Annotated in this window: 23 protein-coding genes; 8 read left to right on the top strand and 15 right to left on the bottom strand. The window is 74.3% G+C overall.

Annotation, left to right across the window (positions count from 1 at the left end; translation table 11 throughout):
- Positions 1–56: 56 nt before the first annotated feature.
- The gene (locus RBH18_RS19250; protein ID WP_306209692.1) at positions 57–899 is read right to left on the bottom strand and encodes a CAP domain-containing protein; all 843 of its coding nucleotides are present in this window, start codon (positions 897–899) and stop codon (positions 57–59) included.
- Positions 900–1,105: 206 nt separating this feature from the next.
- Here RBH18_RS19250 and RBH18_RS19245 point away from each other — a divergent pair, with 206 nt between their 5' ends.
- Positions 1,106–2,176: a cellulose-binding domain-containing protein gene (locus tag RBH18_RS19245; protein ID WP_306209690.1), complete on the top strand. Its 1,071-nt coding sequence runs from the start codon at positions 1,106–1,108 to the stop codon at positions 2,174–2,176.
- Between the two features lie 59 nt (positions 2,177–2,235).
- Here the strand turns inward: RBH18_RS19245 and RBH18_RS19240 are convergent, their stop codons facing one another.
- Complete coding sequence (locus tag RBH18_RS19240; protein WP_306209688.1) at positions 2,236–2,886, bottom strand: DUF4360 domain-containing protein; 651 nt, start codon at positions 2,884–2,886, stop codon at positions 2,236–2,238.
- A 340-nt stretch (positions 2,887–3,226) separates the two neighbouring features.
- On the opposite strand from RBH18_RS19240, the gene RBH18_RS19235 reads away from it, so the two are divergent.
- Positions 3,227–3,901, top strand: a complete 675-nt coding sequence (locus tag RBH18_RS19235; RefSeq protein WP_306209686.1) for a DUF4360 domain-containing protein — start codon at positions 3,227–3,229, stop codon at positions 3,899–3,901.
- Between the two features lie 124 nt (positions 3,902–4,025).
- Positions 4,026–5,021 carry a D-2-hydroxyacid dehydrogenase family protein gene (locus RBH18_RS19230; protein WP_306209684.1) on the top strand — a complete coding sequence of 332 codons (996 nt, stop codon included), beginning with the start codon at positions 4,026–4,028 and terminating at the stop codon, positions 5,019–5,021.
- Between the two features lie 131 nt (positions 5,022–5,152).
- On the opposite strand, the gene RBH18_RS19225 is transcribed toward RBH18_RS19230, so the two are convergent.
- The 6 genes from RBH18_RS19225 to RBH18_RS19200 all read right to left on the bottom strand — a co-directional run bounded on the left by RBH18_RS19225 (position 5,153) and on the right by RBH18_RS19200 (position 13,359).
- Entirely contained in the window at positions 5,153–5,749 is a 597-nt protein-coding gene (locus RBH18_RS19225; protein WP_306209682.1) for an NUDIX domain-containing protein, read from the bottom strand.
- Positions 5,746–7,470 (bottom strand): CTP synthase, encoded by a 1,725-nt coding sequence (locus RBH18_RS19220; RefSeq protein ID WP_306209680.1) that lies wholly within the window; start codon positions 7,468–7,470, stop codon positions 5,746–5,748. Before RBH18_RS19220 ends, RBH18_RS19225 begins: the two co-directional genes overlap by 4 nt.
- A gap of 120 nt (positions 7,471–7,590) precedes the next feature.
- The gene (locus tag RBH18_RS19215; protein ID WP_306209678.1) at positions 7,591–9,759 is read right to left on the bottom strand and encodes a hypothetical protein; all 2,169 of its coding nucleotides are present in this window, start codon (positions 9,757–9,759) and stop codon (positions 7,591–7,593) included.
- Entirely contained in the window at positions 9,756–10,883 is a 1,128-nt protein-coding gene (locus RBH18_RS19210; protein ID WP_306209676.1) for a glycosyltransferase family 4 protein, read from the bottom strand. The genes RBH18_RS19215 and RBH18_RS19210 overlap by 4 nt, the downstream gene beginning before the upstream one ends.
- Positions 10,880–12,499: a murein biosynthesis integral membrane protein MurJ gene (gene murJ / locus RBH18_RS19205; RefSeq protein WP_372338942.1), complete on the bottom strand. Its 1,620-nt coding sequence runs from the start codon at positions 12,497–12,499 to the stop codon at positions 10,880–10,882. Before murJ ends, RBH18_RS19210 begins: the two co-directional genes overlap by 4 nt.
- Complete coding sequence (locus RBH18_RS19200; protein ID WP_306209673.1) at positions 12,496–13,359, bottom strand: hypothetical protein; 864 nt, start codon at positions 13,357–13,359, stop codon at positions 12,496–12,498. Before RBH18_RS19200 ends, murJ begins: the two co-directional genes overlap by 4 nt.
- A gap of 165 nt (positions 13,360–13,524) precedes the next feature.
- On the opposite strand from RBH18_RS19200, the gene RBH18_RS19195 reads away from it, so the two are divergent.
- Both RBH18_RS19195 and RBH18_RS19190 read left to right on the top strand, forming a co-directional pair.
- Positions 13,525–14,076 carry a winged helix-turn-helix domain-containing protein gene (locus RBH18_RS19195; protein ID WP_306209671.1) on the top strand — a complete coding sequence of 184 codons (552 nt, stop codon included), beginning with the start codon at positions 13,525–13,527 and terminating at the stop codon, positions 14,074–14,076.
- Positions 14,073–15,302, top strand: a complete 1,230-nt coding sequence (locus tag RBH18_RS19190) for an MFS transporter (RefSeq protein WP_306209669.1) — start codon at positions 14,073–14,075, stop codon at positions 15,300–15,302. The genes RBH18_RS19195 and RBH18_RS19190 overlap by 4 nt, the downstream gene beginning before the upstream one ends.
- Here the strand turns inward: RBH18_RS19190 and RBH18_RS19185 are convergent.
- The 7 genes from RBH18_RS19185 to RBH18_RS19155 form a co-directional block, all read right to left on the bottom strand.
- Positions 15,286–16,215, bottom strand: a complete 930-nt coding sequence (locus tag RBH18_RS19185; protein ID WP_306209667.1) for a copper transporter — start codon at positions 16,213–16,215, stop codon at positions 15,286–15,288. The two genes, RBH18_RS19190 and RBH18_RS19185, sit on opposite strands and share 17 nt — an antisense overlap.
- 28 nt (positions 16,216–16,243) lie before the next feature.
- The gene (steA, locus tag RBH18_RS19180) at positions 16,244–17,422 is read right to left on the bottom strand and encodes a putative cytokinetic ring protein SteA (protein ID WP_306209665.1); all 1,179 of its coding nucleotides are present in this window, start codon (positions 17,420–17,422) and stop codon (positions 16,244–16,246) included.
- 117 nt (positions 17,423–17,539) lie between these two features.
- A complete protein-coding gene (gene recN / locus RBH18_RS19175) occupies positions 17,540–19,279 on the bottom strand; it encodes a DNA repair protein RecN (protein WP_306209663.1) in 1,740 nt (579 codons plus the stop codon).
- A gap of 319 nt (positions 19,280–19,598) precedes the next feature.
- Positions 19,599–20,486, bottom strand: a complete 888-nt coding sequence (locus RBH18_RS19170) for an NAD kinase (RefSeq protein WP_306209661.1) — start codon at positions 20,484–20,486, stop codon at positions 19,599–19,601.
- 34 nt (positions 20,487–20,520) lie between these two features.
- On the bottom strand, positions 20,521–21,381 hold the full coding sequence (locus tag RBH18_RS19165) for a TlyA family RNA methyltransferase (RefSeq protein ID WP_306209659.1): 861 nt from the start codon (positions 21,379–21,381) through the stop codon (positions 20,521–20,523).
- A gap of 28 nt (positions 21,382–21,409) precedes the next feature.
- A complete protein-coding gene (locus RBH18_RS19160; RefSeq protein WP_306209657.1) occupies positions 21,410–21,787 on the bottom strand; it encodes a hypothetical protein in 378 nt (125 codons plus the stop codon).
- Positions 21,784–22,596, bottom strand: coding sequence for a phasin family protein (locus RBH18_RS19155; protein WP_306209655.1), 813 nt, complete (start codon positions 22,594–22,596; stop codon positions 21,784–21,786). The genes RBH18_RS19160 and RBH18_RS19155 overlap by 4 nt, the downstream gene beginning before the upstream one ends.
- Before the next feature lie 163 nt (positions 22,597–22,759).
- Between RBH18_RS19155 and RBH18_RS19150 the strand changes: the two genes are divergently transcribed.
- The 3 genes from RBH18_RS19150 to RBH18_RS19140 form a co-directional block, all read left to right on the top strand.
- Positions 22,760–23,095 carry an SCP2 sterol-binding domain-containing protein gene (locus tag RBH18_RS19150; RefSeq protein WP_306209653.1) on the top strand — a complete coding sequence of 112 codons (336 nt, stop codon included), beginning with the start codon at positions 22,760–22,762 and terminating at the stop codon, positions 23,093–23,095.
- Between the two features lie 156 nt (positions 23,096–23,251).
- On the top strand, positions 23,252–26,239 hold the full coding sequence (locus tag RBH18_RS19145) for an FtsW/RodA/SpoVE family cell cycle protein (protein WP_306209651.1): 2,988 nt from the start codon (positions 23,252–23,254) through the stop codon (positions 26,237–26,239).
- Positions 26,236–26,553, top strand: a 318-nt coding sequence (locus tag RBH18_RS19140) for a hypothetical protein (RefSeq protein WP_306209649.1), incomplete at its 3' end; no start/stop codon positions are given. The genes RBH18_RS19145 and RBH18_RS19140, both read left to right, overlap by 4 nt.

Here is a 26,553-nt window from a genome sequence, read left to right as displayed (position 1 = left end):
GGGAACCCGGCGACAGTGGCCGCGATGCCACATGTCGCCGGGTTCCGGCCACGTCGCTAGTTGACGAAGTCCTGGGTGAACCACACCCGGCCGTCGGCACCGCGCGTCACGGCCAGGCCGATCCGCTTGAAGCCGGCGTTGAGCAGGTTCTTCCGGTGCCCGTCGTTCGGGGCGACCTCGGCCAGCATGAGGTCGGTCAGCCCGTTGGCGGCGGCGAGGATCGAGGCGTCGCTGTTCGCCGCGTTGCCCTGGCCGATGTTCTCGCCGGCCGACGTCCACGTGACCCCGGCGGCGGTGAAGCGCTCACCCAGCCCCGCCTCGCCGGGGCACTGATGCGACAGCCCGCAGCCGCCGACCATCAGCGCGTTGTGGGCGGCGGAGGCCTTCGACAGATCGGCGTCCAGGGTGAGCGTGCCGGCGCCGGCGGCCGTACGCGCGGCGTTGATGTGCGCGAGGGCCTGCTCGACGACCGTGCCCCCGGTCGCGGGCGGCGTGGTGGGTGCCGTGGTCGCCGGCGGCGGCGTGGTCGGCCGGGTCGTCGGCGGCGTGGTCGAGGGCGGCGCGGTGGGCGCGACCGTGGTCGGTGCCGTGGTGGGCGCGCCGGTCGACGGTGCCGTGGTCGGCGCCGCCGTGGTGGGCCGGGTCGTCGGCGGCGTCGTGGCCGGCCGGGTCGCCGAGGCGGTGGGCCGCGGCCGGGGCTGGTGGCGCCCGCGGTCGGCGAAGGCGGTCGCCGGGCCCAGCGAGGGCGTCGCGTGCCGGACGGCCTGCGGGCGGTGGTGGAACGTGCCGGCGTTCGCGACCCCGGCGGCTCCGGCGCCGAGGACGCCCAGCGCGGCGGTGGCGATCACGATGACCTTGGTGCGCTTGCGGGAGGGCCGGCGGTGACGTGTGGGGGGCACGGTGGTCCTGTCGATCGGCGGGCTGGGGATTTCCCGCGGGGCCGTCCCCGGGAGGAACGGGCGCCCGGTGGAGGCGCGCGCTCGACTATGCGCCACCCTCCACCAGGGATTCCAATCTCTAAAGAACAATTAAAGAAGAGCACAGGCGGCGCGACCATTAATATACGTTCATCAATCTCTGGAAGCGCTCCCACACAGGAGTCCCGATGCGCCTGACCCTCGCCGCGGCCGTCCTCGCCGCCGGCACCGTCCTCGTCGCTCCCAGCCCCGCCGCGGCAGCCACCGCCTGCGACGTCGCCTGGAAAACCAACGCCTGGAGCACCGGCTTCACCGCCGACGTCACGCTCACCAACACCGCCGCCCCGCTGACCGGATGGAGGCTGACCTGGACCTTCCCCGGCAGCCAGCAGGTGACCTCCGCCTGGAACGCCACCGTCACCCAGGCGGGCCCGGCAGTCACCGCCACCAGCCTCGCCTGGAACGGCACCGTGCCGACCGGCGGCACCGCCTCCTTCGGCCTGCAGGGCACCGGCACCGGCGCCGCGCCCACCGACTTCGCGGTCAACGGCGTCCCGTGCGGAGAAGAGGCACCCCAGGAACCCGGCGCGACGGACGGCGGATTCGAGGACCAGGCGGCCGGGCCGCCGACCGGCGACTGGTCGGTGTCCACCCCGGACTGCTCAGGGGCGGGAACGGCCACCATTGACGCCACGGTCGCGCACACCGGCACCAAGTCGCTGCGGATCAATGGTGCCGCCGGTTACTGCAATCACGTCTTCGCCGCCAACGACGCCATCATCGATGACACCGCCTCGATCTGGCACGTCCGCTACTACGTACGCCACACGACCGCCCTCCCCGCCGCCCACGTCACCGCCGTGGCCCTGCGCGACGCCGCCGACGGCCCCAGGGACCTGCGCTTCGGCGGCCAGAACGGCGCCCTGCAGTGGAACCGCGCCTCCGACGACGCCACCCTGCCCGAGCAGAGCCCCGCCGGCGTCGCCCTGTCGCGCCCGCTGCCGGTGAACACGTGGACGTGCGTCGAGTTCTCGGTCAACGGCTCCGACGGGACGATGGAGACGTGGCTCGACGGGGTGTCCGTACCCGGGCTGCGGCAGGACGGCGTGCCCACCCACGACGTGGACAGTCAGTGGCTCAACCGCACCTACCGCCCCCGCCTCACCGACCTGCGCCTCGGCTGGGAGAGCTACGGCGACGGCGCCGACACCCTCTGGTACGACGACGTCCGCGTCGCCGCGACGCGGATCGGCTGCTGAACCCCGAGCCGGACGCCCGGCGCCGGCGGGAGCCCCCCGGCGCCGGGCTGCCGAGCTGCTCAGCGGCAGCGCATCCACGAGAAGTGGTAGATCGTCTCGATGCTGCCGTCGGTGGAGTCCATCGTCAGGTAGCTGACGTCGGTCGACGTGCCCTTGGTGACCCGTAGCTCGGTGTTGATGTTGAGGTTGCGCTGCTCGCCGCAGGGCCGGAACACCTGGGACGCGATCGGGACCTCGTCCGTGGCGATCCAGTTGTCGTCCAGGGGCGCGGCGATCGCGTGGTTGGCGTAGCTGCCCACCGTCATGCCCTGGAAGTAGTAGTTCGCCCGCTGCTGGGCGGTCGCGCCGCGCTGCAGGAAGCCGTATCCCCGGTAGTCCACCTTGGCGATCGCGAAGGTGTACCCGGACGGCGCGTTGACCAGCACGTTGAGCTGGCAGTTCTTCCGGTTCTCGGTCACCGGGACGTTGGGCCCGGCCTGCGCCAGGTAGGCGCTGTAGATCGCGGTGAACGCGGAGTGGTCCGGGGAGATCGCGACGTCGGCGGTGCCCGGGGCGCAGCCCGAGCCGGCCATGGCGACCAGCTGGATGGAGATCTCCTCGGTGGGCGGCGGGTCGAAGATGATGATGCCCGCGGACGCCGGCGACGTCATGAGGACCGACGATGTCAGGAGCGCGAGGGCGACGCCGGCACGAGTCAGCAGACGTTTCATTTTTATCCCTTCGGAAGACGCACGGTGGCGGAGACAAGCTATTGACACACTTCAATGTCCGTCAATAGTTTCCGGCGCGACTGCCCGGGTTATTGAAGCCAGCGAGAAAGAGGTCGACGCGGTACGGATCCGGGTATATGCCGCCAATAAACCGAGGCGGAGCCGGGTTCGCCCGGCTTGGGACCGAATCATGAACAGCGCCTCCCCGGACCTAATTAAGATCGATAGAAATCAATGCTTGCGTCTCACCTCCGGGCGCCTCTACGGTGGTCGCGGATCTGCTGGCAGCAATTCTGGAATGACTCAAGAGTCGTCGCGAACCCCGCCCCGGAGGACTTTCATGAAGAACAGCAATGGCGTCATGGCGGCCGTGCTCGCCACGGCCCTCGCCCTCCCCCTCGGCACGCCCGCCCACGCCGCCACGGCGGCCGGCCGAGCCGCCACGGCCGCCGGCCCGGCCACGACGGCCACGGCGGACGCGGCCGCCGCGATCACCGTCGAGGTGGCCGCCGCCAGCGGCTCGGGATGCGCCCCGGGCACCGCCTCGGTCGTCAGCAACGGCGACGACACCGGCTTCCGGATCCGCTACCGCGACTTCGTCGCCGCGGCCGGCGGCGATGCCGACGTCGTCGACCGCCGCAAGAACTGCCAGCTCGGCGTGCTCGTGGGCATCCCGGCCGGCTGGACCATCGCCATCGCCTCGGCCAACTACCGCGGCCGGGCCAACCTGAGGTCCGGGGCGACCGCCCTGCAGCGCACGAGCTACTACTGGCAGGGATCGTCGGCCACCGAGCGCCAGGACGACACCTTCACCGGCCCCTACTCCGGCCTCTGGGCCACCTGGGACGTGGCGCCCGTGCTGACCTACGCCCCGTGCGGCTCCAAGAGCGTCCTCAACATCAACACCGAGCTGCGGATCACCGCGGGCTCCTCCACCGGCGTCAGCACGATGTCGATGAACACCACCGAGGGCGACGTCGACACCCTCTTCCACTTCAGCCTGGCCACCTGCTGATCGCGCGGAGTCCGGGGCCCTCCGCGCCGGCCGGAGGACCCCACGGCGGCCCGCCGCCCCGAAGACCGGCCGCCGGTCGGGTTCCGGGCCGGAGGAACGCGACATTCGTCGATATCATCGCCGCATGCGGCGCACAGTGGCGATCCTCGACGACTACCCCGGCGCGGCTTTGCGCGTGGCCGACTGGTCCGGCGTGCGGTCCGAGGCGGACATCACGGTCTTCGACCGCCACCTGTCCGAGGAGGAGGCGGCCAGGGAGCTGGCCCCGTTCGACGTGATCTGCACCATGCGGGAGCGGACCGCCTTCCCGCGTACGCTCATCGAGCGCCTGCCCCGCCTCCGCCTGCTCACCATCGTCGGCACGGGCCTGCCCAACCTCGATCTGCGGGCTGCCACCGAGCACGGGGTGCTGGTGTCGCACTCGGACTTCACCGCGCCCCGCTTCCGCCGGCCGGGCATGAGCGACGCCACCCCCGAGCTGGCGTGGGCGCTGCTGATGGCGACCGTCCGCAACCTCGCGGCCGAGGACAGGAACATCCGCGCCGGCGGCTGGCAGACCCCGGGCGCGGTCGGCACCACGCTGTCCGGCGGGACGCTGGGCCTGCTCGGCCTCGGCACGATCGGCCGGCGGATGGCCGCGTACGCCCAGGTCTTCGGCATGGACGTGCTCGCCTGGAGCGAGCACCTGACCGCCGGGGCCGCCGCCGAGGCGGGAGCCCGGCTCGTCGGCAAGGCGGAGCTGCTCGCCCGCGCCGACGTGGTCTCCGTCCACCTCGTCCTGTCCGAGCGCACCCGCGGCCTGCTCGGAGCGGCGGACCTCGCCTCGATGAAGCCGACCGCCTATCTGATCAACACCTCACGCGGCCCGATCGTCGACGAGCAGGCCCTCGTCGCCGCCCTGCGCGAGCAGCGCATCGCCGGCGCCGGCCTCGACGTCTTCGACACCGAACCGCTCCCCCCGGACCACCCGCTGCGCACCCTGCCCAACGTCACGCTGACCCCGCACATCGGCTACTCCACGCACGACCTGCTGGCCGCCTTCTACGAGGACACCGCCGAGCTGGTGACCGCCTGGCTGGCCGGCAACCCGATCCGCGTCCTGACCCACCAGCAGGCCTGAGCGGGGCCACGAAGCGGAACGGACGACCCGCCCACCTGAGCGGGGCCACAACGCGGAAACCCCACCTGTGCGGGGCCACGACGCGGAACGGGGCCGCCGGCGAACCGGCGGCCCCGAGCGGACGTGCTTGATCAGCCCAGCAGTGGCGTGTCGACCGGGCGCAGCGTCGCCCAGCCGTCGTCGCGCGCGCGGGCGGCGGCGAGCAGGCCGCCCACCGCGGCCGCGTTGGTGATCTCGCCGCGCAGGATCATCGCGAGGGCCTCGTCGAGCTCGACCCACACGATCTCGATGTCGGCTTCCTCTTCCTCGCGCGTGTGCCTTTCGGAGGAAGGCACCGGCGAGAGGTCGCGCGCCAGGTAGATCCGGATCGTCTCGGCGCTGAAGCCGGGCGAGGTGTGCAGGTCGATCAGCAGGTCCCAGCGGGCGGCCCGGAGGTCGGCCTCCTCACCCAGCTCCCGCGCGGCGCCCACCAGCGGGTCCTCGCCGGCCACGTCCCGCAGACCGGCCGGCAGCTCCCACAGGTACGCACCGACCGGGTGCCTGTACTGCTTGATCAGCACCACGCGGCCGACCTCGTCGAGGGCGACGATGCCGACGGCGTTCTTGTTGAGGACCACGTCGCGGTGGGCGGTGCCGCCGGAGGACATAGTGACCTCGTCGGTGTAGACCGAGAAGATCGGGCCCTCGTAGCGCAGCTCCCGCGACTTCGACTCGTGCCGGAACGTCATGAGGCGGGCACCGCGGCCTGGGTCAGGTCGGGGTCGGCGGCCGGCTCGACCTCGACGGGCAGCTCGTCGGCGGCCGCGTACGCGACGGCGGCCTTGACGAACGCGGTGAACAGCGGGTGCGGGCGCGTCGGGCGGCTCTTGAGCTCCGGGTGCGCCTGCGTGGCCACGAAGAACGGGTGCTCGGAGCGGTCCAGCTCGATGAACTCGACCAGGCGCCCGTCCGGGGAGGTGCCGGAGAAGCGCAGGCCCGCCTTGGCGAGCTTGTCGCGGTAGTCGTTGTTCACCTCGTAGCGGTGCCGGTGCCGCTCGCTGATCTCCGTGCTGTCGTAGGCCTCGGCGACGATCGAGCCCGGGGTCAGCGCCGCCGGGTAGGCCCCGAGGCGCATGGTGCCGCCCAGGTCGCCCTTGCCCGCGACGATGTCCTGCTGGTCGGCCATGGTGGAGATCACCGGGTAGGGCGCCTGCTCGTCGAACTCCAGCGAGTTGGCACCCGTGAGGCCGGCCAGGTTGCGGGCCGCGTCGATGGTCATGCACTGCAGGCCGAGGCACAGGCCGAGGATCGGGACCTGGTGCTCCCGGGCGTACCTGGACGTGTTGACCTTGCCCTCGATGCCCCGGATGCCGAAGCCGCCGGGGATGACGATGCCGTCGACGCCCTTGAGGGCCGCGGCGGCACCGGCCGGGGTGTCGCAGTCGTCGCTGGGGACCCAGCGCAGCTGCACCTTGGCCATGTTCGCGAAGCCGGCGGCGCGGATCGCCTCGCTGACCGACAGGTACGCGTCCGGCAGGTCGACGTACTTGCCGACCAGCGCGACGGTGATCGTGCGCCGCGGGTGGTGCACGCGCACGAGCAGGTCGTCCCACGTGGACCAGTCGACGTCACGGAACGACAGGCCGAGCCGGCGTACGACATAGGCGTCGAGACCCTCGCGGTGCAGCACCTTCGGGATGTCGTAGATGCTCGGCGCGTCGGGGCAGGCCACCACGGCCTCGGTGTCGACGTCGCAGTAGAGCGCGAGCTTGTTCTTCAGCTTGTCCGGGATCTCCCGGTCGCTGCGGCAGACCAGCGCGTCGGGCTGGATGCCGATGTTGCGCAGGGCGGCCACCGAGTGCTGGGTCGGCTTGGTCTTGAGCTCGCCCGACGGCGCCAGGTAGGGCACCAGCGACACGTGCAGGTAGAACACCCGGTCGCGGCCGATCTCGTGGCGCACCTGGCGGATGGCCTCGAGGAAGGGCAGCGACTCCATGTCGCCGACCGTGCCGCCGACCTCGGTGATGACGACGTCGGGGATGCGGCCCGACTCGTCCGGGTCGGCCATCGCGAAGATGCGCTCTTTGATCTGGTTCGTGACGTGCGGGATGACCTGCACGGTGTCGCCCAGGTACTCGCCGCGGCGCTCCTTGGCGATGACCGCCGAGTAGACCTGGCCGGTGGTGACGTTCGCCTTGCCGGACAGGTCGCGGTCGAGGAACCGCTCGTAGTGGCCGACGTCCAGGTCGGTCTCGGCGCCGTCCTCGGTGACGAACACCTCACCGTGCTGGAACGGGTTCATGGTGCCCGGGTCGACGTTGAGGTAGGGGTCGAGCTTCTGCATGACGACCCGCAACCCGCGTGCGGTCAGCAGGTTGCCGAGGCTGGAGGCGGTGAGGCCCTTGCCCAGCGAGGAGGCGACGCCTCCGGTGACGAAGATGTGCCGCGTCTCGCGCACTGTTGGTGCCAAGGCCTGCTCCCGTGGTCGGTCAGTTCGGTCTTGCAGACCGGCAACGATCTTCGGAAAAGTTCGCGCCATCCACGGGATTTCACAGTAACACCTGTTCCCAGGAAGCCACGTCGGGGCCGCTCAGGACACGGCCGGGTCACGGTCGCGGGGGATGCGCACCAGTCCCGGACCGCCGGGGCCGTCCGTCTCCCCCTCCGGGCGGGTGCGGTCCGCCGCGTGCTCCAGGACCCGCAGCGTCGTCAGCACCAGCATGGGTACGGCCACCGCGGCGGCCGCCCCGGCCACCGTGAACGCCGCCCCCTGCAGCACCCCCGCCACCAGCACCGTGACGGTGACCCCGGCCAGGCCCGCCCGCAGCGCCGGGTGCAGCCCGAAGACCCTGTTGAGCCCGCCCCACGCCGAGAACTGCGCGAAGGCGATCATCAGCGCCCCGCCCAGCGCCAGCAGCGTCAGCGGGCTGTCCAGATTGTGCGCACTGGACGTGGCGGCGCGCTGGATGGCCGGGCCGGCCGTGCCGTCGCCCAGGGCGGCGAGGAACCGGCCGACGCTGCCTCGTTCCAGCTCGGGGCGGTGCATGTCGGTCAGGGCGATCCCGGCGGTCACGACGGCCCCGGCGACGGCGGCCCACGCGAACCGCGGGAAGGTCAGCCAGCCCCCGGTGCTGATGGCGGCGGCCGCGCAGACCCCGGCGGTCACGGCCACGGCGCCGATCGGGTCGGCCCCCAGGTACGGGCTGCCCACCAGCAGCACGGTGCATCCGCCCGCGAGCACGACGAGCACCGGGCGCCACGGGCGGCGTACCCGCTGGGCCGCCCACCCCGCCACCAGCAGCGCCCCCGCGACGAGGACGCCCAGGCCGACGCTGCCGACGCCCGCGTAGCGCGAGCCCTCGATCGCCGAGTAGCCCGCGACGCCGTTGAGCTGCAGCTCGGCACCCGTGAGCAGGTCGAGGGCCACCACGCTCAGGGCCACGGCGGCGACCACGCCCAGCGGCCACAGGGTGCGCTTGTAGAGCGGCGACAGCCGGACGGCGGCCGTCCCGGCGGCGATGAGCGCGAAGGTCAGGGCGGCGAAGACGATGCCCGGCCGGCCGGTGCGCCACCACGGGATCGCGTCGGCCAGCAGCGCCGCCGGGATGCTCAGGCCCGCCGCGATCAGCACCACCTCGGTGCCGCGGACCAGCCACTTCGCGGCCGGGGTGGGCCCGGTCGGCCCGGCGTGCCGGCGCGCGCGCATCATCAGCGGCACCACGAGCAGGAAGATCAGCAGCTGCACGATCGCCAGCCCGAGGAAGAACGTTCCCGCCACGCCCAGCTGCGCCCCGGCGCGCTCGTTCGCGTCGTGCACGCCGAGCAGGGAGTCGGCCGGGGACGCCGCGCGGCCGTCGGCCACGTTCGCCGTACGCCCGGAGAAGAGGCCCTCCGGGGCCGGGCGCCCGAGCGCGGTGAGGATCGTCGGCGCCAGGTCGACCAGCTGCAGATAGCCCTGCCGTCCGGTCCCGGCCGAGGTGAGCCACCCGTTGTCCCAGCCCGGGCCCTCGGCGATCGCCACGTGCAGCCGCGCGGTGGTGTCCGTGTCGGCGATCCCGGCGATCACCATGAGCGACTGCGCGGGGCGGGCCGCCAGCACCCGGGCCAGCAGCGCGTCGGCGGCGGCCACCTGCTGCTGCCGGGCCGCCCCGGAACCGGTGATCGTGCCCAGGTCCACCATGCTCAGCGCGCACCGGCTGAACAGGGTGCCGGGGTCGGCGGGCAGCTCGGGCTGGTACTGGTCGACGCGGCCGAACGGGCGTGCCGCCGCGACGGCCGCCCCGGTGCCCACGGCCACGGTGCAGCGCACGGACTCGGCCAGGGCGCCGGGCACGGCCCCGTACGGCTGCTCCTCGGCGTTCTCCCGCACCACCCCGCCCAGCTGCGGCAGGTTCGCCCCGATGCCGTCGGGGCGCTCCAGGGTCGGGCTCATCGGCGCGCACTGCCCGGTCACCCGGTCGGGGTCCCACACGGCGAAGTTGCCGGCGCCCAGGGTCAGCCAGCCGTCGGCCGGGCACGTGGTGTGGTGCGCCGAGCGTACGGACAGCCAGCCCGCCGCCCCCTCGGTCGCCTCCCGCCACAGCGTCGGCGTGCGTTGCGGGTCGAGGTCGTCCCAGCGCAGCCCAGCAGCCGCGGCGACGATCACGTAGTCGGCGGTCTTGCCGCCCGCGCTGGTGGCCGGTCGCACGGCGAGACCGGCGAGGCTCGCCGCGGCGGTCAGGACCACCAGCAGGTACGGCAGCCAGGCGCGCGGCTTCACTGCTGCCCGGCCCGGCTGGGGGCGACCGACGCGTACGCGGCCAGCACGTCCGCGACCGTGCCCGCCTCGGTGGGCCACGTGGCGGCCCGCACCGGCCCGCGCGCGGCCAGCTCGGCCCGCCCGGAGGGGTCGGCGAGCAGCTCGCGGACGGCGGTGTCCAGCGCGTCGACGTTGCCGGGCGGGATCCACCGGGCCGCGTCGCCCGCCAGATCGGGCAGCCCGCCGACCTCGGTGGCCACCAGCGGCACCCCGGCGGCGAGCGTCTCCTGGGCGAACAGCTGCCGTGCCTCCCAGTCGCTGGTGATGACGGCGAGGTCGGCGCCGGCCAGCAGGTCGGGCACGTCGGTGCGGTGCCCGAGCAGGTGGACCGGCACGTGCAGCTCGGAGATGCGCTGCGCCAGGGGCATGTAGCTGGGCCCGGAGCCGGCGATCACGGTCACCGGCGCGGGGGTCAGGGCGCGCCACCGCGACGCCGCCTCGAGCAGTACGTCGTAGCGCTTCTGCGGGTGCAGGCGGCCCACCGACAGGATCAGCGGGGTGTCCGGCGCGAGGCGGAACTCGGCGCGTACCTTGGCCCGGCTGCGCTTGGGCCCGGCGACCTGGGGGCTGGCGACCTCGGAGAGGCGGGCCCGCTTGGCGCCCAGCGCCTCGGCCCGGGCGACCAGGTCGGCGGAGGCGCCCAGCGTCAGCGTCGCCGAGCGGGCGACGATCCGCTCGACGAGGGCGGCGGCCCCGGCGCGCAGGCCCTTGGCGAGCACTGCGTTGTGCCAGGTGACCACGAGCGGGGCGGCGGGGCGGGCGAGCGCGGTCACGAAGCCGGCGCGCAGCCCGTGCGCGTGCACCACGTCGAGCGGCTGGGCGGTGAGGGTGCGGCGCAGCGTCCGGATGGCGCCCGAGTCCTGCGGCCCCGGGCTCGCCGGGATCTCCACCGCGGTGAACTCGGCCCCCGCGGCGGTGAACCCGAACTGCTGCTCGGTGGCGGCGGGGCCGCAGACCAGCACCCGGCAGCCCGCGGCGCTCAGGCCGCGCACCAGCGACCGGACGTGCTGGCCGACTCCGCCGGTGCTCGAGCCCAGCACCAGCGCCACCGCGCCGCGCCAGGCCGCCTGCGCTGCGTCGCTCACGTACGAAACCTCCCGGAGACCTTCGAGACCAGCGGCCGCAGATCGCGGCGGGCGAGCGGGTAGACCACCGCGGCGAACACGACCGCGACCACGACTCCGCCCAGCATCCCCTGCAGCAGGCTCACGCCGATGCCCGGGGTGGGGTCCAGCGCGGCGGCGAGCCCGCGCACCACGGCCCAGCCGGCGACACCGGCCACGACCGCCGCCACGATACCCACGGCCGCCGTCCTCGGCAGCCCGCCGAGGGCACCGGGACCGGCCTTGCGGCGTACGGCCAGCGCCAGCAGCACCCCGAGCACGGTCATGCCGATCGCGTTCGCCGCGCCCAGCCCCGCCACCTGCCGCTGCTCGCTGACCAGGGCCGACAGCACCACCGCCGCGACCGCCGCCACGCCCCAGCCCGCCGCCGTGGCGCCCGCCGCCGCGACGGTCGCCCCCCGGGCGTAGAGGGCGCGCGACAGCAGGGCGAACAAGGCGTACCCGAGCAGTCCCGGGGCGAAGCCGACGATGCCGGGAGCCATGCCGGGGGCGCCGACGATGATCGCCGCGGGCCCGGCGAGCGCGGCGAGGGCGGCCGCCCCGAGACACGCCAGAAGGGTGATCGAGCGGGCGGCGTTGCTCAGCTGCGCTGCGTACGCCTGCTCGTCCCCTTGGTCCACCGCGGCAGCCAGCCGGGGGTAGACGGCGGTCGCGAGCGGCACGGCGAGCACCGCCCACGGCAGCAGGAAGACCGTCTGCGCGTACGTGTAGAGGGCGAGCGGACCCGCGACGGCCAGCGCCATCACGACCACCACCATGACCTGCTGCGATCCGACGGTGACCGCCCCGGCCCAGCCGAGCCGCAGCGCGCGCCGCCCCTCGTCGCCCGGGAAGCCGTAGGCCGGCCGCCACCGCAGCCGCAGCCGGCGCAGCGGGACGAGCAGGCACAGGGCGAGCACGACCACGCCGGCCGTCGTGCCCGCGGACAGGATCAGCTCGCCGGTGCGGCTCAGCCCTGCGAGGTCGCTGCGGGCGCCGTCGACCAGGGCATAGCTGAGGTACGCCGCCATGACCGTCACGCTGGACAGCAGCGGCGCCAGCACCGGCCACGCGAACCGGTGGTGGGCCTGGAGGACGCCGGTGAGCACGATCCCGATGCCGTAGAGGGGCAGCTGCGGCGCGAAGATGCGCAGCATCCGGGCGGCCACCTCCTGCTGCTCCGGCGGCACGTCGAAGAGCCCGGCGATCGGCCCGGCCAGCAGCGCGACCAGCACGGCCAGCGGCACCAGCAGCGTCAGCACCCAGGTGAGCAGGGCCGATGCGACGGCGCCGACGCGCTGCCGGTCCCCTTGGGCGACCGCCCCGGCCAGCAGCGGCACGACCAGCCCGGCGAGGGCGCCGCCCGCGACGAGCTCGAAGACGATGTTCGGGATGGTGTTGGCGGCGTTGTAGATGTTGGCGAGGGCGCCGTCGCCGACCGTGCGCGCGACGACGAACGTGCGCCCGAACCCGGCCAGCCGCGCCAGAACCGTCAGCCCGGTGATGAGCGCGGCGGCCCCGGCCACCCCGGCTGCCGCCGTCCGGTTTGTCCCGGCCGATGGGGCTTCCCCGGCGGGCGTCGGTGCGGGCGTCGTCACGGGGCCGGGCGGCGGCCCAGCGCGTCGGCGGCGCGCAACCACGGCGTGTCCTGGATGACCTTGGTGAAGCTGACCTTCTCGCTGGCCGCGGTGAGCCCGGCGAGCACGGTCAGCGCGACCGCCCGCCCCGCCGGTCCGGTCTTCGCGGCGAGCGCCACGCCCAGCAGCGCGCCGAGCGCGTTCGCCCCGGCGTCCCCGAGCATGATCTCCTCGCCCAGGTCGGCCTTGACGAGTCCCGCCCCGGCGCCCAGCGTCCCGGCGGTCAGCGCGCCGCCGCGGCCGGCCACGAGGGGCGTACCGATGATCGTGGCCGCCTTGATCGCCCGCCCGGGCCGCAGGTCGAGCAGGTTGAGCAGGTTCGCGGTGCCGGCGATGACCCCGGCCCCGAGCAGCACGTCCGCGGTCCTGCGCAGCCCGCCCGCATCCTGCCGGCGCCGGTGCCCGCGGACGCCACGGTCCCCCGCCAGCAGCGCCGACGCCACCAGGCTCGCGGCACCCACCCCGGCAATCTTGACGAGCCCGCTGGTGACCCGCCCCTCGCGCAGCGCCCCGAGATGCCCCCGGAAGCCCTTGGCCGCCTTCTGCTCGGGCCTGTTGCCGGCGATGTCGTCGTAGAACCCGACCGCCCCGGACGCGACACCCGCCGTCACCACGGCAGCCGCCGCGGCGAGACTCGGCGCGCCCGCCGCCGCCCCGATCGTGGCCCCGGCCGCCATCGCGGGGCCGCCCGCGAGCGTCACCGTGCGCCCGTGGAAATTCGTCCGCCGCAGCTGCGCGGCCCGCGGATCCGCCCGCACCCAGCCCAGCGCGGCCCGAGCGGCCAGCGCACCCAGCCCGGACGACGTCACCCTGCCGGCCATGCGCCCACCCCTCACTCGGGCCACCCCCACGGCGACCGACCGCCGAGTCTAGGCGGTCCGCGCCGGTGCGCCCCGCGCGGCGTGCCCACCGATCTGAAAGAGCCTTGCAGGTTTTCCACCCGCCGTCCTAGGATCTGAAAGAGTCTTTCAGATCGGAGTGCCGCCGTGCAGGAACGCCGCCCCCAGCTCACCGACCCGGCCGTCGTCGACGCGCTGGCCCACCCGGTCCGCCTCGACGTGCTCGGCTATCTCATGGCGTCGGGGCCCGCCACGGCGTCGGCGTGCGCGCGAGCCGTCGGGGACACGCCGTCGAACTGCAGCTATCACCTGCGGGTGCTCGCCGCGCACGGGCTCGTCGAGCCGGACGACTCCGGCGACGGCCGGTCCCGGCCGTGGCGCGCCACCCTCACCGGCTTCACCGTCGGCGCCGGGGAGGGCGCCACCCGCGTCGTCACCGCCGCCGTGGAGCTGGACCACCACCTCGCCCGCGAATACCTGCGCCGCCAGCCGGCCCTGCCCGAGCGCTGGCGCGACGTGGACTCGCACGCGAGCCTGGGTCTCACCCTGGCGCCGGACGAGCTCGCCGACGTGCTGCGCCGCATCGACGCCGTGGTGCGGCCCTACCTCGCGGCCACCCGCACCGACGCGCCCGCGGAGGCCGAGCACGTCCACCTCTCGCTCATGGCCTTCCCCCGGCCGGGATTCGGGCCGGCGTGACCGCCCTGGCGCCGCCGCGGGCCGGCTCGGCGCTGGCGGTGCCCGCCTTCCGCCGGTTGTGGATCGCCGGGCTGGTGTCCAACGCCGGCGACTGGCTCCTCTTCATCGCCCTGCCGCTGGTCGTCCTCGATCTCACCGGATCGGCGCTGGGCACCTCGGTCGCGTTCCTGCTGGAGCTGGCGCCGCCCGTCCTGCTCGCCCCGATCGCGGGCCGCCTCGCCGACCGGCTCCCGCGCCGGCGCGTCATGCTCGTCGCGATCCTCGCCCAGGCCGGCTCGCTGCTGCCGCTGCTCGCGGTGCACGACCGGGCCGGCCTGCCGCTGCTCTACGGCGTGATCGTGGCGCACGCGACCTTCGCCGCGTTCTTCGAGCCCGCCAAGAACGCGATGCTGCCGGAGCTGGTCGGCCCCGGCCGGGCCGTCTCCGCGAACGCTCTCGTCGGGCTGAACAACGACCTTGGCCGCATCGTGGGCGGCCCGCTCGGCGGCGTGCTGCTCGCCGTGGCCGGACTGGGCGGCGTCGTGCTGGTGGACATCGGCACGTACGTGGTCGCCGCCGCCCTCGTCGCCACCCTGCCCCGGGCGGACGGCGGCCGGGCGCCGGACCGGGCCGGGGCGTCCCGCGGCGGCCTGCTCGGCGTGCTGGCCGATCCGGCGAGCCGCGCCCCGGTCGTGGTGGCCTTCGCCGCGTCCGTCGCGCAGGGTCTGTTCGTGCTGCTGTTCGTCTTCTTCGTCACCGAGGTGCTCGGCGGTGCCGCGGCGGACGTGGGCGTGCTGCGCGGCGTGCAGGCCATCGGGGCGATCGCCGCCGGCGTCGTCCTGGGCCTGCTCGGCGCCCGCCTGAACATCCTGCGGCTGACCATCGCGGGCAGCATGACCTTCACCCTGCTCACCGCGCTGACGTGGAACCTGTCGTTCGTCACGCACACCGTGGCGATCTACGGCGTCCTCTTCGCCGTCATGGGCGCGCCGGGCGTGCTCATGGGCGCCGGGCTGACCAGCCTGCTGCAACGGGCCTCGGACGACGACCGGCGCGGCAGCGCCTTCGCGGCCTTCGGGCTCGCCCAGGCCGCCGGGCAAGCCCTGGGCCTGCTCGCCGCCGGCGCCCTGCAGGACACAGCGGGCACCCTGCCGCTGCTCGAGGTGCAGGCCGGCACGTACGCCGTAGCCGCCCTGCTCGCGCTGATCCTGCTGCGCGCGAACGCCCGGGTCAGCCGGCCGTCTTAGGAATCTTGGAGGTCGCGCCGGCGGACATGCCGTACTGGCCGACCTTGCCAGCGACGACGCGCTCGATGACCGTCAGGGCGGTCGCCAGCTGGCCCTGGGCGGTGCTGGCGTTGTCGACCGTGGCGATCCGCTTGACCAGGGTGGGGTCGTTGCGGATCTCGGAGACCAGGTTGCCGTCGCCGATGCCGTTGCCCGCCACGACGACCGGGTGGCTGGTGGAGAACTGGTCGGTGAGGGTGACGGCGTTCTGGTTCTTCTTGGCGGCGTCCTGGTCGATCGGCGGCAGGCCGGAGACGATGACGGCCGCGTCGGCGGCGCCGGCAATGTCGTCGGAGACCGAGATGTAGCCCGGCTCGGTGTAGGCGGTCAGCACCGCGGTCAGGTCGGCCTCGGTCACCGCCACCGGCTTGGTCAGCAGCGCGACGGCCAGCAGCGCGCTGGAGGTCTCCACGCCGTCGCTGTTGAGCGGCAGCCCGTCGACCGGCACCGTGGGCTGCGACGCCTTCTCGGCCAGCTCGAGCAGCTCGTAGACGTTGGCCGGGTCGAAGAACTTGTCCTCGATCGTGACCTGGCCGGTGACGGTGGCGCCGGCGACCTTGAGCATCGCGGTGACGCCCTCGGTGTAGTCCTTGCCGCTGGGCAGCGTGACGACCGCGATGCGCCGGCCGGTCAGCTTGCCGTTGAGCAGCGCCGGGGACAGCTCGGTGACGAAGTCCTGGCTGCTGTTGAGCTCGTCGCGGTACTGGTTCGCCTGCTCGCGGTAGTTGCTGTTGTCCTTGCTCAGCGCGTCGACCCGGTCCTTGAGGGTGTCGGCCACCGGGCCGTTGAGCGCGGCGGTGCCGACCACCAGACCGATGGCGAGGGCGAGGAAGACCGCGGTGAGCGACACCACGTGGTACCGGAAGTTGATCACGCCAATGCCTCTTGGTCCGAATCGCGGGTCAGAAGAGCTGTCCTAACTGGAAGACCAGATTGTCCCACCACTCGGACACCACGGAGAGATAGGCCCGGCCGATGGTCGAGACGGCCACCGCGGAGGCCAGCGCCGCGATCGCCGAGAGCACGAGCAGGACCAGCGAGGACCCGGAGATGTTCTGCTTGTAGAGCCGGCTCACGCCCTTGGCGTCGACCAGCTTGCCGCCGACCTTGAGCCGGGTGAGGAAGGTCGAGGCCATGCCGCCGCGGCCCTTGTCGAGGAACTCGACGAGGTTGGCGTGGGTGCCCACGGCCACGATCATCGAGGCGCCCTTGTCGTCGGCCAGCAGCATCGCGAGGTCCTCGCTGGTGGCCGCGGCCGGGAAGGTGGTCGCCTTGACGCCGAGCCCGTGCACCCGGCTCAGGCCCGGGGCGCGCCCGTCGGGATAGGCGTGCACGATCACCTCGGCGCCGCAGCGCAGCACGTCGTCGGTGACCGAGTCCATGTCCCCGATGATCATGTCCGGGGTGTAGCCGGACTCCACGAGCGCGTCCGCGCCGCCGTCCACGCCGATGAGCACCGGCTTGAACTCGCGGATGTAGGGGCGCAGCACGTCGAGGTCGGCCTTGTAGTCGTAGCCGCGCACGACGATCAGCGCGTGCCGGCCGGCGATGCGCGTCGCGACGTCGGGCACGCCCACGCCGTCGAGCAGCAGGTCGCGCTCCTGCTTGAGGTACTCCATGGTGTTCGCGGCGAACGCCTCGAGCTGCACCGACAGGCCCTCGCGGGCGTCGGCCATGGCCTGGGCGACGCTCTCGGCGTCCTGCCGGATGCCCGTGGCCACCGGCTCGCCGTCGAGCAGCACGGTGTCGTTGTCGATGCTGACCAGGGCGCCCTCGCTGAGGCCGTCGAAGACCTCCTCGCCGAGGTCGTCGATCAGCACGATGCCGGCCTGGATCAGCACCTCGGGGCCGAGGTTGGGATAGCGCCCGGAGATCGAGGGCTTGGCGTTGAGCACCGCCGCGACGCCGACCGCCACCAGCGAGTCGGCGGCCACCCGGTCGATGTCGACGTGGTCGATGACGGCGATGTCACCCGGCCGCAAGCGCCCGACCAGCCGCTTGGTGCGGCGGTCGAGGCGGGCGGTGCCGGACAGGGCCCCCGGTTCGGCGGTGCGGGTCCGGCGCAAGGTGGGAAGTCGCATCCCGGCCATCCTGACACGCCGGGTCGAGCGACCGGCACGCGACATGCACAAAGTGACCCCCGAAAGGGGCAAATCCCGTGAATGCCCCACTGTCCCCGCGACGGGGGTGACTGTGCGTCAGCCCCGCTTCTCCCTGTCCGCGACGGCGAGCAGCTCCTCGGCGTGCGCGATGCCCAGATCCGAGTCGGGCAGGCCGGCCAGCATGCGCGCCAGCTCCCGGGCCCGGTCCGTCTCCTCCACGATCTTCACCCCGCTGGTGGTGATCGCGCCACCGGTGTCCTTGGCGACGACCAGGTGCCGGTCGGCGAACGCCGCCACCTGCGGCAGGTGCGTCACGACCAGCACCTGGTGGGTGCGCGCGAGCCGGGCCAGCCGCCGCCCGATCTCCACCGCCGCCTGGCCGCCCACGCCGGCGTCCACCTCGTCGAAGACCAGCGTCGGAGGCCCGCCGGCGCCGGCGAAGACCACCTCGATGGCCAGCATGACCCGGGACAGCTCGCCGCCGGACGCGCCCTTCTGCAGCGGCAGCGCCGGGGCGCCGGGGTGCGCGATCAGCCGGATCTCGATCTCGTCGGCCCCGTCGGGGCCCACCGCCAGCTCGTCGATCGCCGGCTCGTCGCGGCCCGCCGTGCGCGGCAGCACCACGATCTCCACCCGCGCGTGCGGCATCGCCAGCCCGGCCAGCTCGACGCTCACCTCGTCGCCGAACCGGCCCGCCGCCTCGGTGCGCGCCGCGGTCAGCCGCCCGGCCAGCTCGGCGACCTGCGCCGCCAGCCGCAGCCGCTCCTTGTCGAGCTCCTCGAGCAGCTCGTCGGAGGTGTCCAGCGCCGCCAGCCGGGTGCGGGCGTGCTCGGCCCAGGCGATGACGCCCTCGACGTCGTCCGCGTACTTCCGCGTGAGGGCCCGCAGCGCCGCCCGCCGCTCGTAGATCGCCTCCAGCCGCGCCGGGTCCGCGTCGAGCGCGCTCAGATAGGCCGACAGCTCCGAGGCCACGTCGCCGACCAGGGTGGCGGCCTCCTCCACGCGGGCGGCCAGCTCGCCGAGCGCCGGGTCCACGCCGGCCTGCGCCTCGAGGGTGCGGCGCGCGGTGCCGATCAGCCCGGTCGCGTCGGGGGTCTCGTCGGTGGCCTCGACCCCGCCCGCGAGGGCCTGGGCCGCCAGGGCCGCCGCCGTGCGCAGCCCCTCGGCGTGCTCCAGGCGCTGCACCTCGGCCTTGAGGTCGTCGTCCTCGCCGGGCTGCGGGTCCACCCGGCTGATCTCGTCGAGGCCGAGCTTGAGCAGGTCGGCCTCCTGGCTGCGCTCGCGGGCGTTGCGGCGCCGGTCGGCCAGGTCGTCCACCACGGCCCGCCACTGCGTGTAGGCCTGCCGGTAGCTCTCCAGCAGCTTCTCGTGCTCCGGCCCCGCGTAGCGGTCCAGCTGGGAGCGCTGCTCGGCCGGGCGCAGGATGCGCAGCTGGTCCTGCTGGCCGTGCACGGCCACCAGGTGCTCGCCGACCTCGCTGAGCATCGCGACCGGCATGCTGCGCCCGCCGACGTGCGCCCGCGAGCGGCCCTCGATGGTCACCGTGCGGCTGAGCAGCACGGACCCGTCGTCGTCGAGCTCACCGCCGGCGTCGCTGATGCGCGTCTGCAGCGAGTCGGCGCCGTCGAGCGTCAGCCGGCCCTCGACCATCGCGCGGCCCGGGTCGGAGCGCACCCGCCCGGCGTCGGCCCGGCCGCCGAACAGCAGGCCCAGCCCGGTCACCACCATCGTCTTGCCCGCGCCGGTCTCGCCGGTGATCGCGTTCATGCCCGCGGTGAGCCGCAGCGTCGTGTCGTCGATGACGCCGAGCCCGGTGATGCGAAGTTCCTCCAGCACAGGCAGACAGTATCGGTGCGGACCGACAATTGCCCACCGCGGGCCGGTGCCCGATCAAGATCAAAATTCAAGGTCAACGGCGGATGTCGTAGCGGGGTGGTGGGTACAGACCGCCGCTCACGCCGAGGACCCGGCGCGGCTTCGCTGGCCGCTGACGCGTCCAGAGCGCGAAGCCCCACCGGGTGACCTGCGTGAATGGTGGCGCCCGGAAACCCGCGCGCCGGTCGCGCGCCGTCGTGGTCACCGTCACCGCCGCGCAGGTCAGACAACGATCGGCGGTCGCCCGTGCGCGCGGCGACCACTGTGGGCAGCCGAGGAACTACCTGCGGTTGCCGCGCCAGCCCTCGACGGGGAGGTGGAACTTGGCGACCAGGGTGTCGGTGAACGGCCGCGGGGCGAGCCTGACCAGGCGGACGGGCAGGTCTCCGCGCTGGACGGTGACCTGGGCGCCCGGCGGCAGGTCCCAGGAGCGGCGGCCGTCGCAGCACATGGTGGCAAAAGACGTGTAAGGATCCACGGTCAGCACGAAGGTCGAGGTCGGCGCGGTCACGATCGGCTTGCTGAACAGGGCGTGCGCGCTGATCGGGACCAGCAGCAGCGCCTCGACCCCGGGCCAGACGACCGGGCCGCCGGCCGAGAACGCATACGCCGTGGAGCCCGTCGGTGTGGCGCACACGACACCGTCGCAGCCGTAGCGCGACAGCGGCCGGCCGTCGACGTCGACGAGCAGCTCGAGCATCTGGGCGCGCTGGCCCTTCTCGACGCTGACCTCGTTGAGCGCCCACGACTCGGCGATGAGGCGCCCGTCGTACTCCGCGCGCACGTCGAGGGTGAGCCGCTCGTCCACCGTGTAGTCGCCGGCGACGATGTCCTTCACGGTCTGGTCGATGGTGTGCAGCTCGACCTCGGCGAGGAAGCCCACCTTGCCCAGGTTGATGCCGAGCAGCGGGGCCTTGACCGGGCGGGCCAGCTCGGCCGCGCGCAGGAACGTGCCGTCGCCGCCGAGCGCGAAGACGATCTCCACGCCCTCGGCCGCCTCGGGACCCTCCACCGGGGTCACGCCCGGCGGCAGCTCGAGATCGTCGACCTCCTCGGCGACGACCCGCACCTCGAACCCGTTGGCGACCAGATCCTGGGCGACCGTCTGCGCGTGCTGCGTGCTCTGCCTGCGGCCGGTGTGCGTCACCAGCAACGCGGACCGGCTCATCGGACGTCCTCCAGGGCCAGCAGTGCCAAGCGCGTCACACGTCCTCCAAGGGGGGCGAAACCGGCGTCGGTGCCGGTGCGCCAGAAGCTACCTCGCCCGACGGCCCGGCGGCGACCACCGCGTGCACGCGGGCAGCGTCGACCGCCGGCGCGTCCCGGCGGAACCACAGGAAGAACTCCACGTTGCCACTGGGCCCCGGCAGCGGCGACGCCGCGACCGCCGCCACGCCCAGGCCCAGCGAGGCCCCGGTCGCCGCCACGTCGAGCACCGCCGAAGCCCGCAACTCCGGGTCGCGGACCACGCCCCCGGCGCCGACCCGCTCCTTGCCGACCTCGAACTGCGGCTTGACCATCAGGGCCAGGTCCCCGTCCGGCGCCGTGCACGCGGCCAGCGCGGGCAGTACGAGCCGCAGGGAGATGAAGGACAGGTCGGCCACGGTCAGGTCCACCGCGCCCTCGAGCATGTCGGGCGTGAGCGTCCGGACGTTGGTGCGCTCCATGACGACGACGCGGCCGTTCGTCCGGATCGGCCATGCCAGCTGCCCGTACCCGACGTCCACCGCGTAGACCTTCGCCGCGCCCGCGCGCAGCAGCACGTCCGTGAACCCGCCTGTGGAGGCGCCCGCGTCGAGGCAGCGCCGCCCGCGCACGCCCAGCTGCGGGAAGCGCTCCAGGGCGCCGGCGAGCTTGTGGGCGCCGCGGGAGACGTACTCGTCGGCCGGGTCCTCGCCGGTGACCACCACCGGGTCGGCCGGGTCGATCATCGTGGCGACCTTGGCCGCCACGCTCCCGCGCACCTGCACCCGCCCGGCGGCCACCAGCGCCGCCGCCTGCTCCCGGGACCGGGCCAGCTTGCGGCGCACCAGCTCCGCATCCAGTCGCGCCCGCCGGGCCATCAGAGAACCTTTTCCGAGGTACGCACGATCACCGGTCGATGCTAGCCAGCGTCTCCTGCAGCACCTGGTGCGCGGCCTCGTACTCGGCGATCTGCTCGCCCGGCGCCAGCGTGGCCGCGTTGGCCAGCGACTGCAGCACCGCGTCGACGGCCGGGTGCCCGGTCGACTCGGAACCGTCCAGGATCCCCGGCGTCACCTCGGCCCGCTCCGGCGCCGCGGGCCGCACCCCGGGCGGCGGCGCCGGCCGGAACCCGCCCGGCTGCGGCGCGGGACGGAACCCACCGGACTGCGGCTCGGGACGGAACCCCCCGGGCTGCGGTCCGGGGCGGGCACCGCCGGGCGGCGGACCCGGCCGGAAGCCGCCGGCGGGCGGACCGGGTCGCGGCCCGGGCTGCGGATACGTCACAGCGTCCCCTCCGGGAGGTCGAGCGGCGGCACGGCCTTCTTGGCCACCCGCTTGGCGGGCGCCTTCTTCGCGGGCGTCGCACCGGATGCCTTGGCAGCCTTCGTGGCCTTCGCAGGCACGGCCTTCGCCGGCGCCACGTCCGCCGGCGTCTCACCGACCGGCGTGGCGCCGGCCCGCGTCCCACCGACCGGCGTCACGTCCGGGATCGGCGCGATCGACGGAGGCAGCGCCGCCGACTTCACCGCCTTCTTCGCCACGGCCTTCTTCGCGACCGCCTTGGTCGCGGGAGCCATCGTCCCGGGAGCCTTCTTCGCGGGAGCCATCGTCCCGGGAGCCTTCTTCGCTGGAGCCTTCTTCGCGGGAGCCTTCGTCGCGGAAGCCGCGGAAGCCGCCGGAGCCGCGCCCGAAGTCGCGGCCTCGTCCTGACCCACCGGCGCGATCCTGGCCTTGCGCGCGGGCGGCACCACCTTCGCGGGCCCCGGCGCGGCGATCGTCACGTCCCCGCCCGACTGCGCCTCCGCCAGCTCGCGCTCCAGGTCCTTGACCCGCGTCGTGAGGTCGGCGACCTCCTCGGCGGTGGCCAGCCCGACCCGCCCGAGCGCCCGGTCCACCTCATAGCGAACCAGATTGGTCAGCGCCTCCCGGTTGGACGCGCTCGCGGTCACCAGGTCCTCGACGAGGCCCTGCAGCTGCCCGGCGGTCGCGCCGCCCTTGGAGAGCAGCTCCCCGGCCACCTTCTGGGCCCGTTTGCGCGGCACCTCGGTCAGCCCGAGCGCCATTTCCAGATACGCCCGCCATGCGTTCTGCATCGTCCGCTCCCCATCCAGTCGTCGCGGCCGGTCACCCGCGCGCGAACACGCTGCCGCTGGTGCCACGCTACCGGGCTTACCCCGCCCCGCAGCCGGGTACCGTCCCAGACGCAACCGGGTGTCGCGGAACCGGCCGCGCCCGGGCGACGACGAAAGGGCTCCCATGGCCACCGTGGAGGAATGCCGTCAGGCGCTGGAGAAGCTCGCCGCGCGGCTGGACCGCAACGCCGAGACGCGCGGCAAGCTCGACCTGGACCGCACCCTGGCCTGCCGGGTGCCCGACCTGGAGACCGCCTTCCACGGCCGGCTCGAGGGCGGCCGCCTGGTCGACATCGCCGACGGCGACGACCCCAAGGCCAAGATCGCCCTGACCGCCGCCAGCGACGACCTGGTCGCGCTGACCGCCGGGCGCCTCGACGTCACCAGGGCGATCACCACCGGCCAGGTGAAGGTGAAAGCCAATCCGTTCGATCTGCTGAAGCTGCGCAAGCTGCTCTGAGAATCGCTCGCGAACGACATAGGGCCGAGCGTCGGAAACGATTCCGGCCGACCCGCTTAATCCGTCCGGGAAGGGTCACTCTTCCGAGGATCCGTTTGTCCGTACGGCCATTTACCGTCCGCCTCCGCTGTGCATAGCTTGTGATTTCCCCCCTTTTTGCTCACAAGCCGTGCATCGCGGAGGTGTCGGCACATCGTCACGCGCCTGCTGACCGGGCCCGCCCTCGGCAGCCTCCTGGTCCTCGCCGCCCTGCTGCTCGCCGCCACCACGGCGGCCCGGGCGGCGGGGCGCCCCCTCGTGCCGCTGCGCGGACCGGTCACCGCACTGTGGCTGCCGCACCTGCTGCTGGCCGTCCCGTTCGTGGCCGCCGGGGCCCCGTACGCCGTCTGGGTCCTGCCCGTCACCACCGCCGTCGTCGCGCTGAGCCTGACCGCGCTGCGCCACACCGCCGTCACCCACCGGCCGACCCGCGCCTACGGCGTGCCGGGCCCGGTCCTCGCCGTGCTGATCACGGGCACCGTCCTGCTGCACCTGGGCGCGCTCCTCGCCGTACGCCTGGTGGTCCTGCCGGACCCGCACGCCCCCTTCGCTGCGGCCTTCGGCGGTGACGCCCTCGGGGCCGCGTGGTCCGCGCTGATCCAGCCGGCCCTCGGCATCGCCCTGGTCGTCGTCCTCCTGACCACCAGGAGAAGGACCACCACGAACCCGGCCACCAGGAAGCTGCCCGGAGCAAAGGCCGCCGCCTGGGCCGCCCACGGCGAGCACCTCGAACGCATCCACTCCGCTCGCCTCACCCTGCTGCTGCTCGCCGCGGTGGCCCTGCCGTTCCTGCTGCCCCTGGCCGGCGGCGGCAGCCCCGCGCTCACCCTCGGCCCGGTCGCCACCCCCGAGTACGGCAAGCTGGTCCTGCTCGCCGCCCTGGCCTTCGTGGTGGCCCGCGACGCGTTCCGGTTCCGCTCGGTCAGCTTCTCCGCGACCGTCCACACGCTGCGGCAGACCACCGGCGGCGGCACCTGGTCGAGGCTGCGCGCGCTGTACCGGGCGTGGCGCTTCGCGGGGCTGCCGCTCGCCCTGTTCGCGGTCGTCGCGGTCACCGCCGCCCTGCGCCGGGACTTCGGCACGCTGGTGCCCGCCGCGCTGCTCACCGCCGGGGTCACCTGGGCGGCCACCCGCCGCAACACCGAGCTGGACGCCCGCGGCGAGGGGCGGGCCGGATTCACGCTGCGGCTGCTGCACGCGTACCGGCTCTTCATGCTTGTCGCCGTCGCCGGGATCGTCGCCGGGGCCGCCCTGTTCACCACCGACTACGTGGGCGAGCGCGGGCGGGTGTGGAACGACCCGTGGGCGTACCGCTGGGACGCGGCGTGCGCGCCGGTGGCCGTACCGGCGAATCTGCCCGTCCCCGACGGGTGGGTGGCGTGCCGCCGCGCCCTGGCCGCCGACGTGGAGAGCGAGCGCTCGCAGGTCGCGCGCTCCCTCGCCGCCCTGGCCGACGGCGGTCTGTGGGGCCGCGGGCTCGCCGACACCGCCTCCGCCGCGGTCACCGCCGGGCCGACCGACTTCGTCCTCGCCGTGCTCTGGAACAAGCTAGGCGGCCTCGTCGTCGCCGCCACCGGCCTGCTCGTCGCCCTGCTCGCCGCCGCGCTGGCCCGCGCCGGGTCGCCGCCGCCCGCGCCGGAGAGCCCGACGGTCCTCGGCCTCTTCGCCGCGGGGCTCGGCACGATGCTCGCCGGGCAGTTCCTCGTGGTGCTGGCCGCCACGGCCGGAATCGTGCCGCACACCGGCATCCCCGCGCCGCTGCTCTCGCGCGGCAGCCAGTCCACCCTCGCGCTGGCCCTCGGCGTGATCCTGGTCGTGGCCTGCGCCCGTGCCGCGCAGCGCGACACCCCGCACACCCCCGAGCCCGAGGTACGCCCCCGCACCGCCACCCTGCCCCTGATGCTCGTGCTGGCCGTCGTCGCCGGGGCCGTCCTGCGCCCCTACCCGGCGCCGCGCCTCGGCAGTCTGCGCGCCCCGGTCTCGTACGGCGAGCAGCGCCCGGTGTGCGCCGGACGTACCGCCGACACCGCCGGGCTCACCTCCCCGCCGCCCGACCCGGAAGCCTGCTCCACGGACCTGATCGCGCTCAACCGCACCCGCGTCGAGCTGCGCCTGCGCGGGCGCCCCGGCTTCGAGCTGGTCCGCGCCGACGGCACCTGGCGTCCCGCCCCCGGCGCCCGGTTGCGGGGGCTGACCGCCGACGACCTGACGGGCCTCGTCCGGACCGGCGCCGGACCCGCCGGGATCCTCGAGCGCTCCCACCCGGCGGTCCTGCACGGCAGCGCCGGCACCACGCTGAGCCGGCGCCTGCTGCCCGTCCCCGCGGGCGGCTGGACCGACGGCGTGCTCGACGTGACCCTCGACCCACGGCTGCAGCACCTCGCCGCGACCGCCCTGCGCGGCACCTCCGGCCGGGCCGCGGTCGTGGTGCTGGACGCGTCCTCCGGTGACGTGCTCGCCGCGGCGGGCGCCGACCGGGCCCCGGCCGTGCCGCAGCGCCGCGACGACGAGCGCGCGGACGACTTCGGCCGCCGGCACTTCCGCTACGTCCGGCCGCACCGCCACGACGACCTCGACGACCCCGGCTGCCCGCGCCGGTCCCGGGACAGCAGCGCGCCCGGCGACTGCTGGCGCTGGTCGCTGACCCGGCCCGGGCCGCAGGCCCCACGCGGGCTCACCAACGACGCTCTGGGCCGCCGCTTCCCGCTGCGGAGCGCCCCCGAGGGCATCGACTGGTCCTGCCGGGAACCCGACCCGGCGACGGCCGGACGGCTGGCCGGCACCAAGGGACCCTGCCGCGCCGGCGGCGTCGGCTGGGCCACCCCGCTGACCGTGGCCGCCGCCGTCGCCGGTCGCGGCACTGTCCACCCGCGCCTGGTCACGGCCGTCACCGACCCGGCCACCCGGGCCCGGCACGTCACCCCGGCCCGGCCCGCCGGGCAGCCCGCCGCCGGCACACGCACCTGGACCGGCGGCTCCGGCCGGGTGAGCTGGCGGGCCGGGCGCGACGGGCCGATCGCGTACGCGGTGGTGGCCGAGGCCGGCCCGGCCCGCGTGCGCGAGCTGACCGCGACCATCCTCGAAGCGATCGGAGAGAGCACGTGAGCGAACCGGATCCGCGCTTCGAGCGGCGCGTCCTCGACGCCTTCCGGACCGAGGTGGACCGCTACTGCGTGACCGCCAACGCGGCCGGCCTGCACGCGGCGCGGCTGCGGGTGCACGTCACCGTGGCGACGTGGCCGTCGCTGCGTACCGACCTGCGGCGCCGGATCTTCCAGACGCTGGTGCGCAACCTCGACGCGCAGCTGCCCGCCGCGCGCGCCGAGAACGTGGTCTTCCACGACGACGCCGGCCTGCCCGAGCCGGGCCACCAGTTCACCTTCCGCCCGCCGGCGGTCCCGGTCCAGGCCCGTCCCGTC

The sequence above is a fragment of the Actinoplanes oryzae genome (assembly GCF_030757795.1).
GTDB lineage: Bacteria > Actinomycetota > Actinomycetes > Mycobacteriales > Micromonosporaceae > Actinoplanes.
This window is presented reverse-complemented; position numbering and strand designations above follow the sequence as displayed.

Excerpts from the sequence above, each read along its gene's own strand:
- RBH18_RS19245 (WP_306209690.1), top strand. The coding sequence starts at position 1,106 with ATGCGCCTGACCCTCGCCGCGGCCGTCCTCGCCGCCGGCACCGTCCTC.
- RBH18_RS19240 (WP_306209688.1), bottom strand. The coding sequence starts at position 2,886 with ATGAAACGTCTGCTGACTCGTGCCGGCGTCGCCCTCGCGCTCCTGACA.
- RBH18_RS19235 (WP_306209686.1), top strand. The coding sequence starts at position 3,227 with ATGAAGAACAGCAATGGCGTCATGGCGGCCGTGCTCGCCACGGCCCTC.
- RBH18_RS19230 (WP_306209684.1), top strand. The coding sequence starts at position 4,026 with ATGCGGCGCACAGTGGCGATCCTCGACGACTACCCCGGCGCGGCTTTG.
- RBH18_RS19225 (WP_306209682.1), bottom strand. The coding sequence starts at position 5,749 with ATGACGTTCCGGCACGAGTCGAAGTCGCGGGAGCTGCGCTACGAGGGC.
- RBH18_RS19200 (WP_306209673.1), bottom strand. The coding sequence starts at position 13,359 with ATGGCCGGCAGGGTGACGTCGTCCGGGCTGGGTGCGCTGGCCGCTCGG.
- steA (WP_306209665.1), bottom strand. The coding sequence starts at position 17,422 with ATGCGACTTCCCACCTTGCGCCGGACCCGCACCGCCGAACCGGGGGCC.
- RBH18_RS19170 (WP_306209661.1), bottom strand. The coding sequence starts at position 20,486 with ATGAGCCGGTCCGCGTTGCTGGTGACGCACACCGGCCGCAGGCAGAGC.
- RBH18_RS19165 (WP_306209659.1), bottom strand. The coding sequence starts at position 21,381 with ATGGCCCGGCGGGCGCGACTGGATGCGGAGCTGGTGCGCCGCAAGCTG.
- RBH18_RS19155 (WP_306209655.1), bottom strand. The coding sequence starts at position 22,596 with ATGCAGAACGCATGGCGGGCGTATCTGGAAATGGCGCTCGGGCTGACC.
- RBH18_RS19150 (WP_306209653.1), top strand. The coding sequence starts at position 22,760 with ATGGCCACCGTGGAGGAATGCCGTCAGGCGCTGGAGAAGCTCGCCGCG.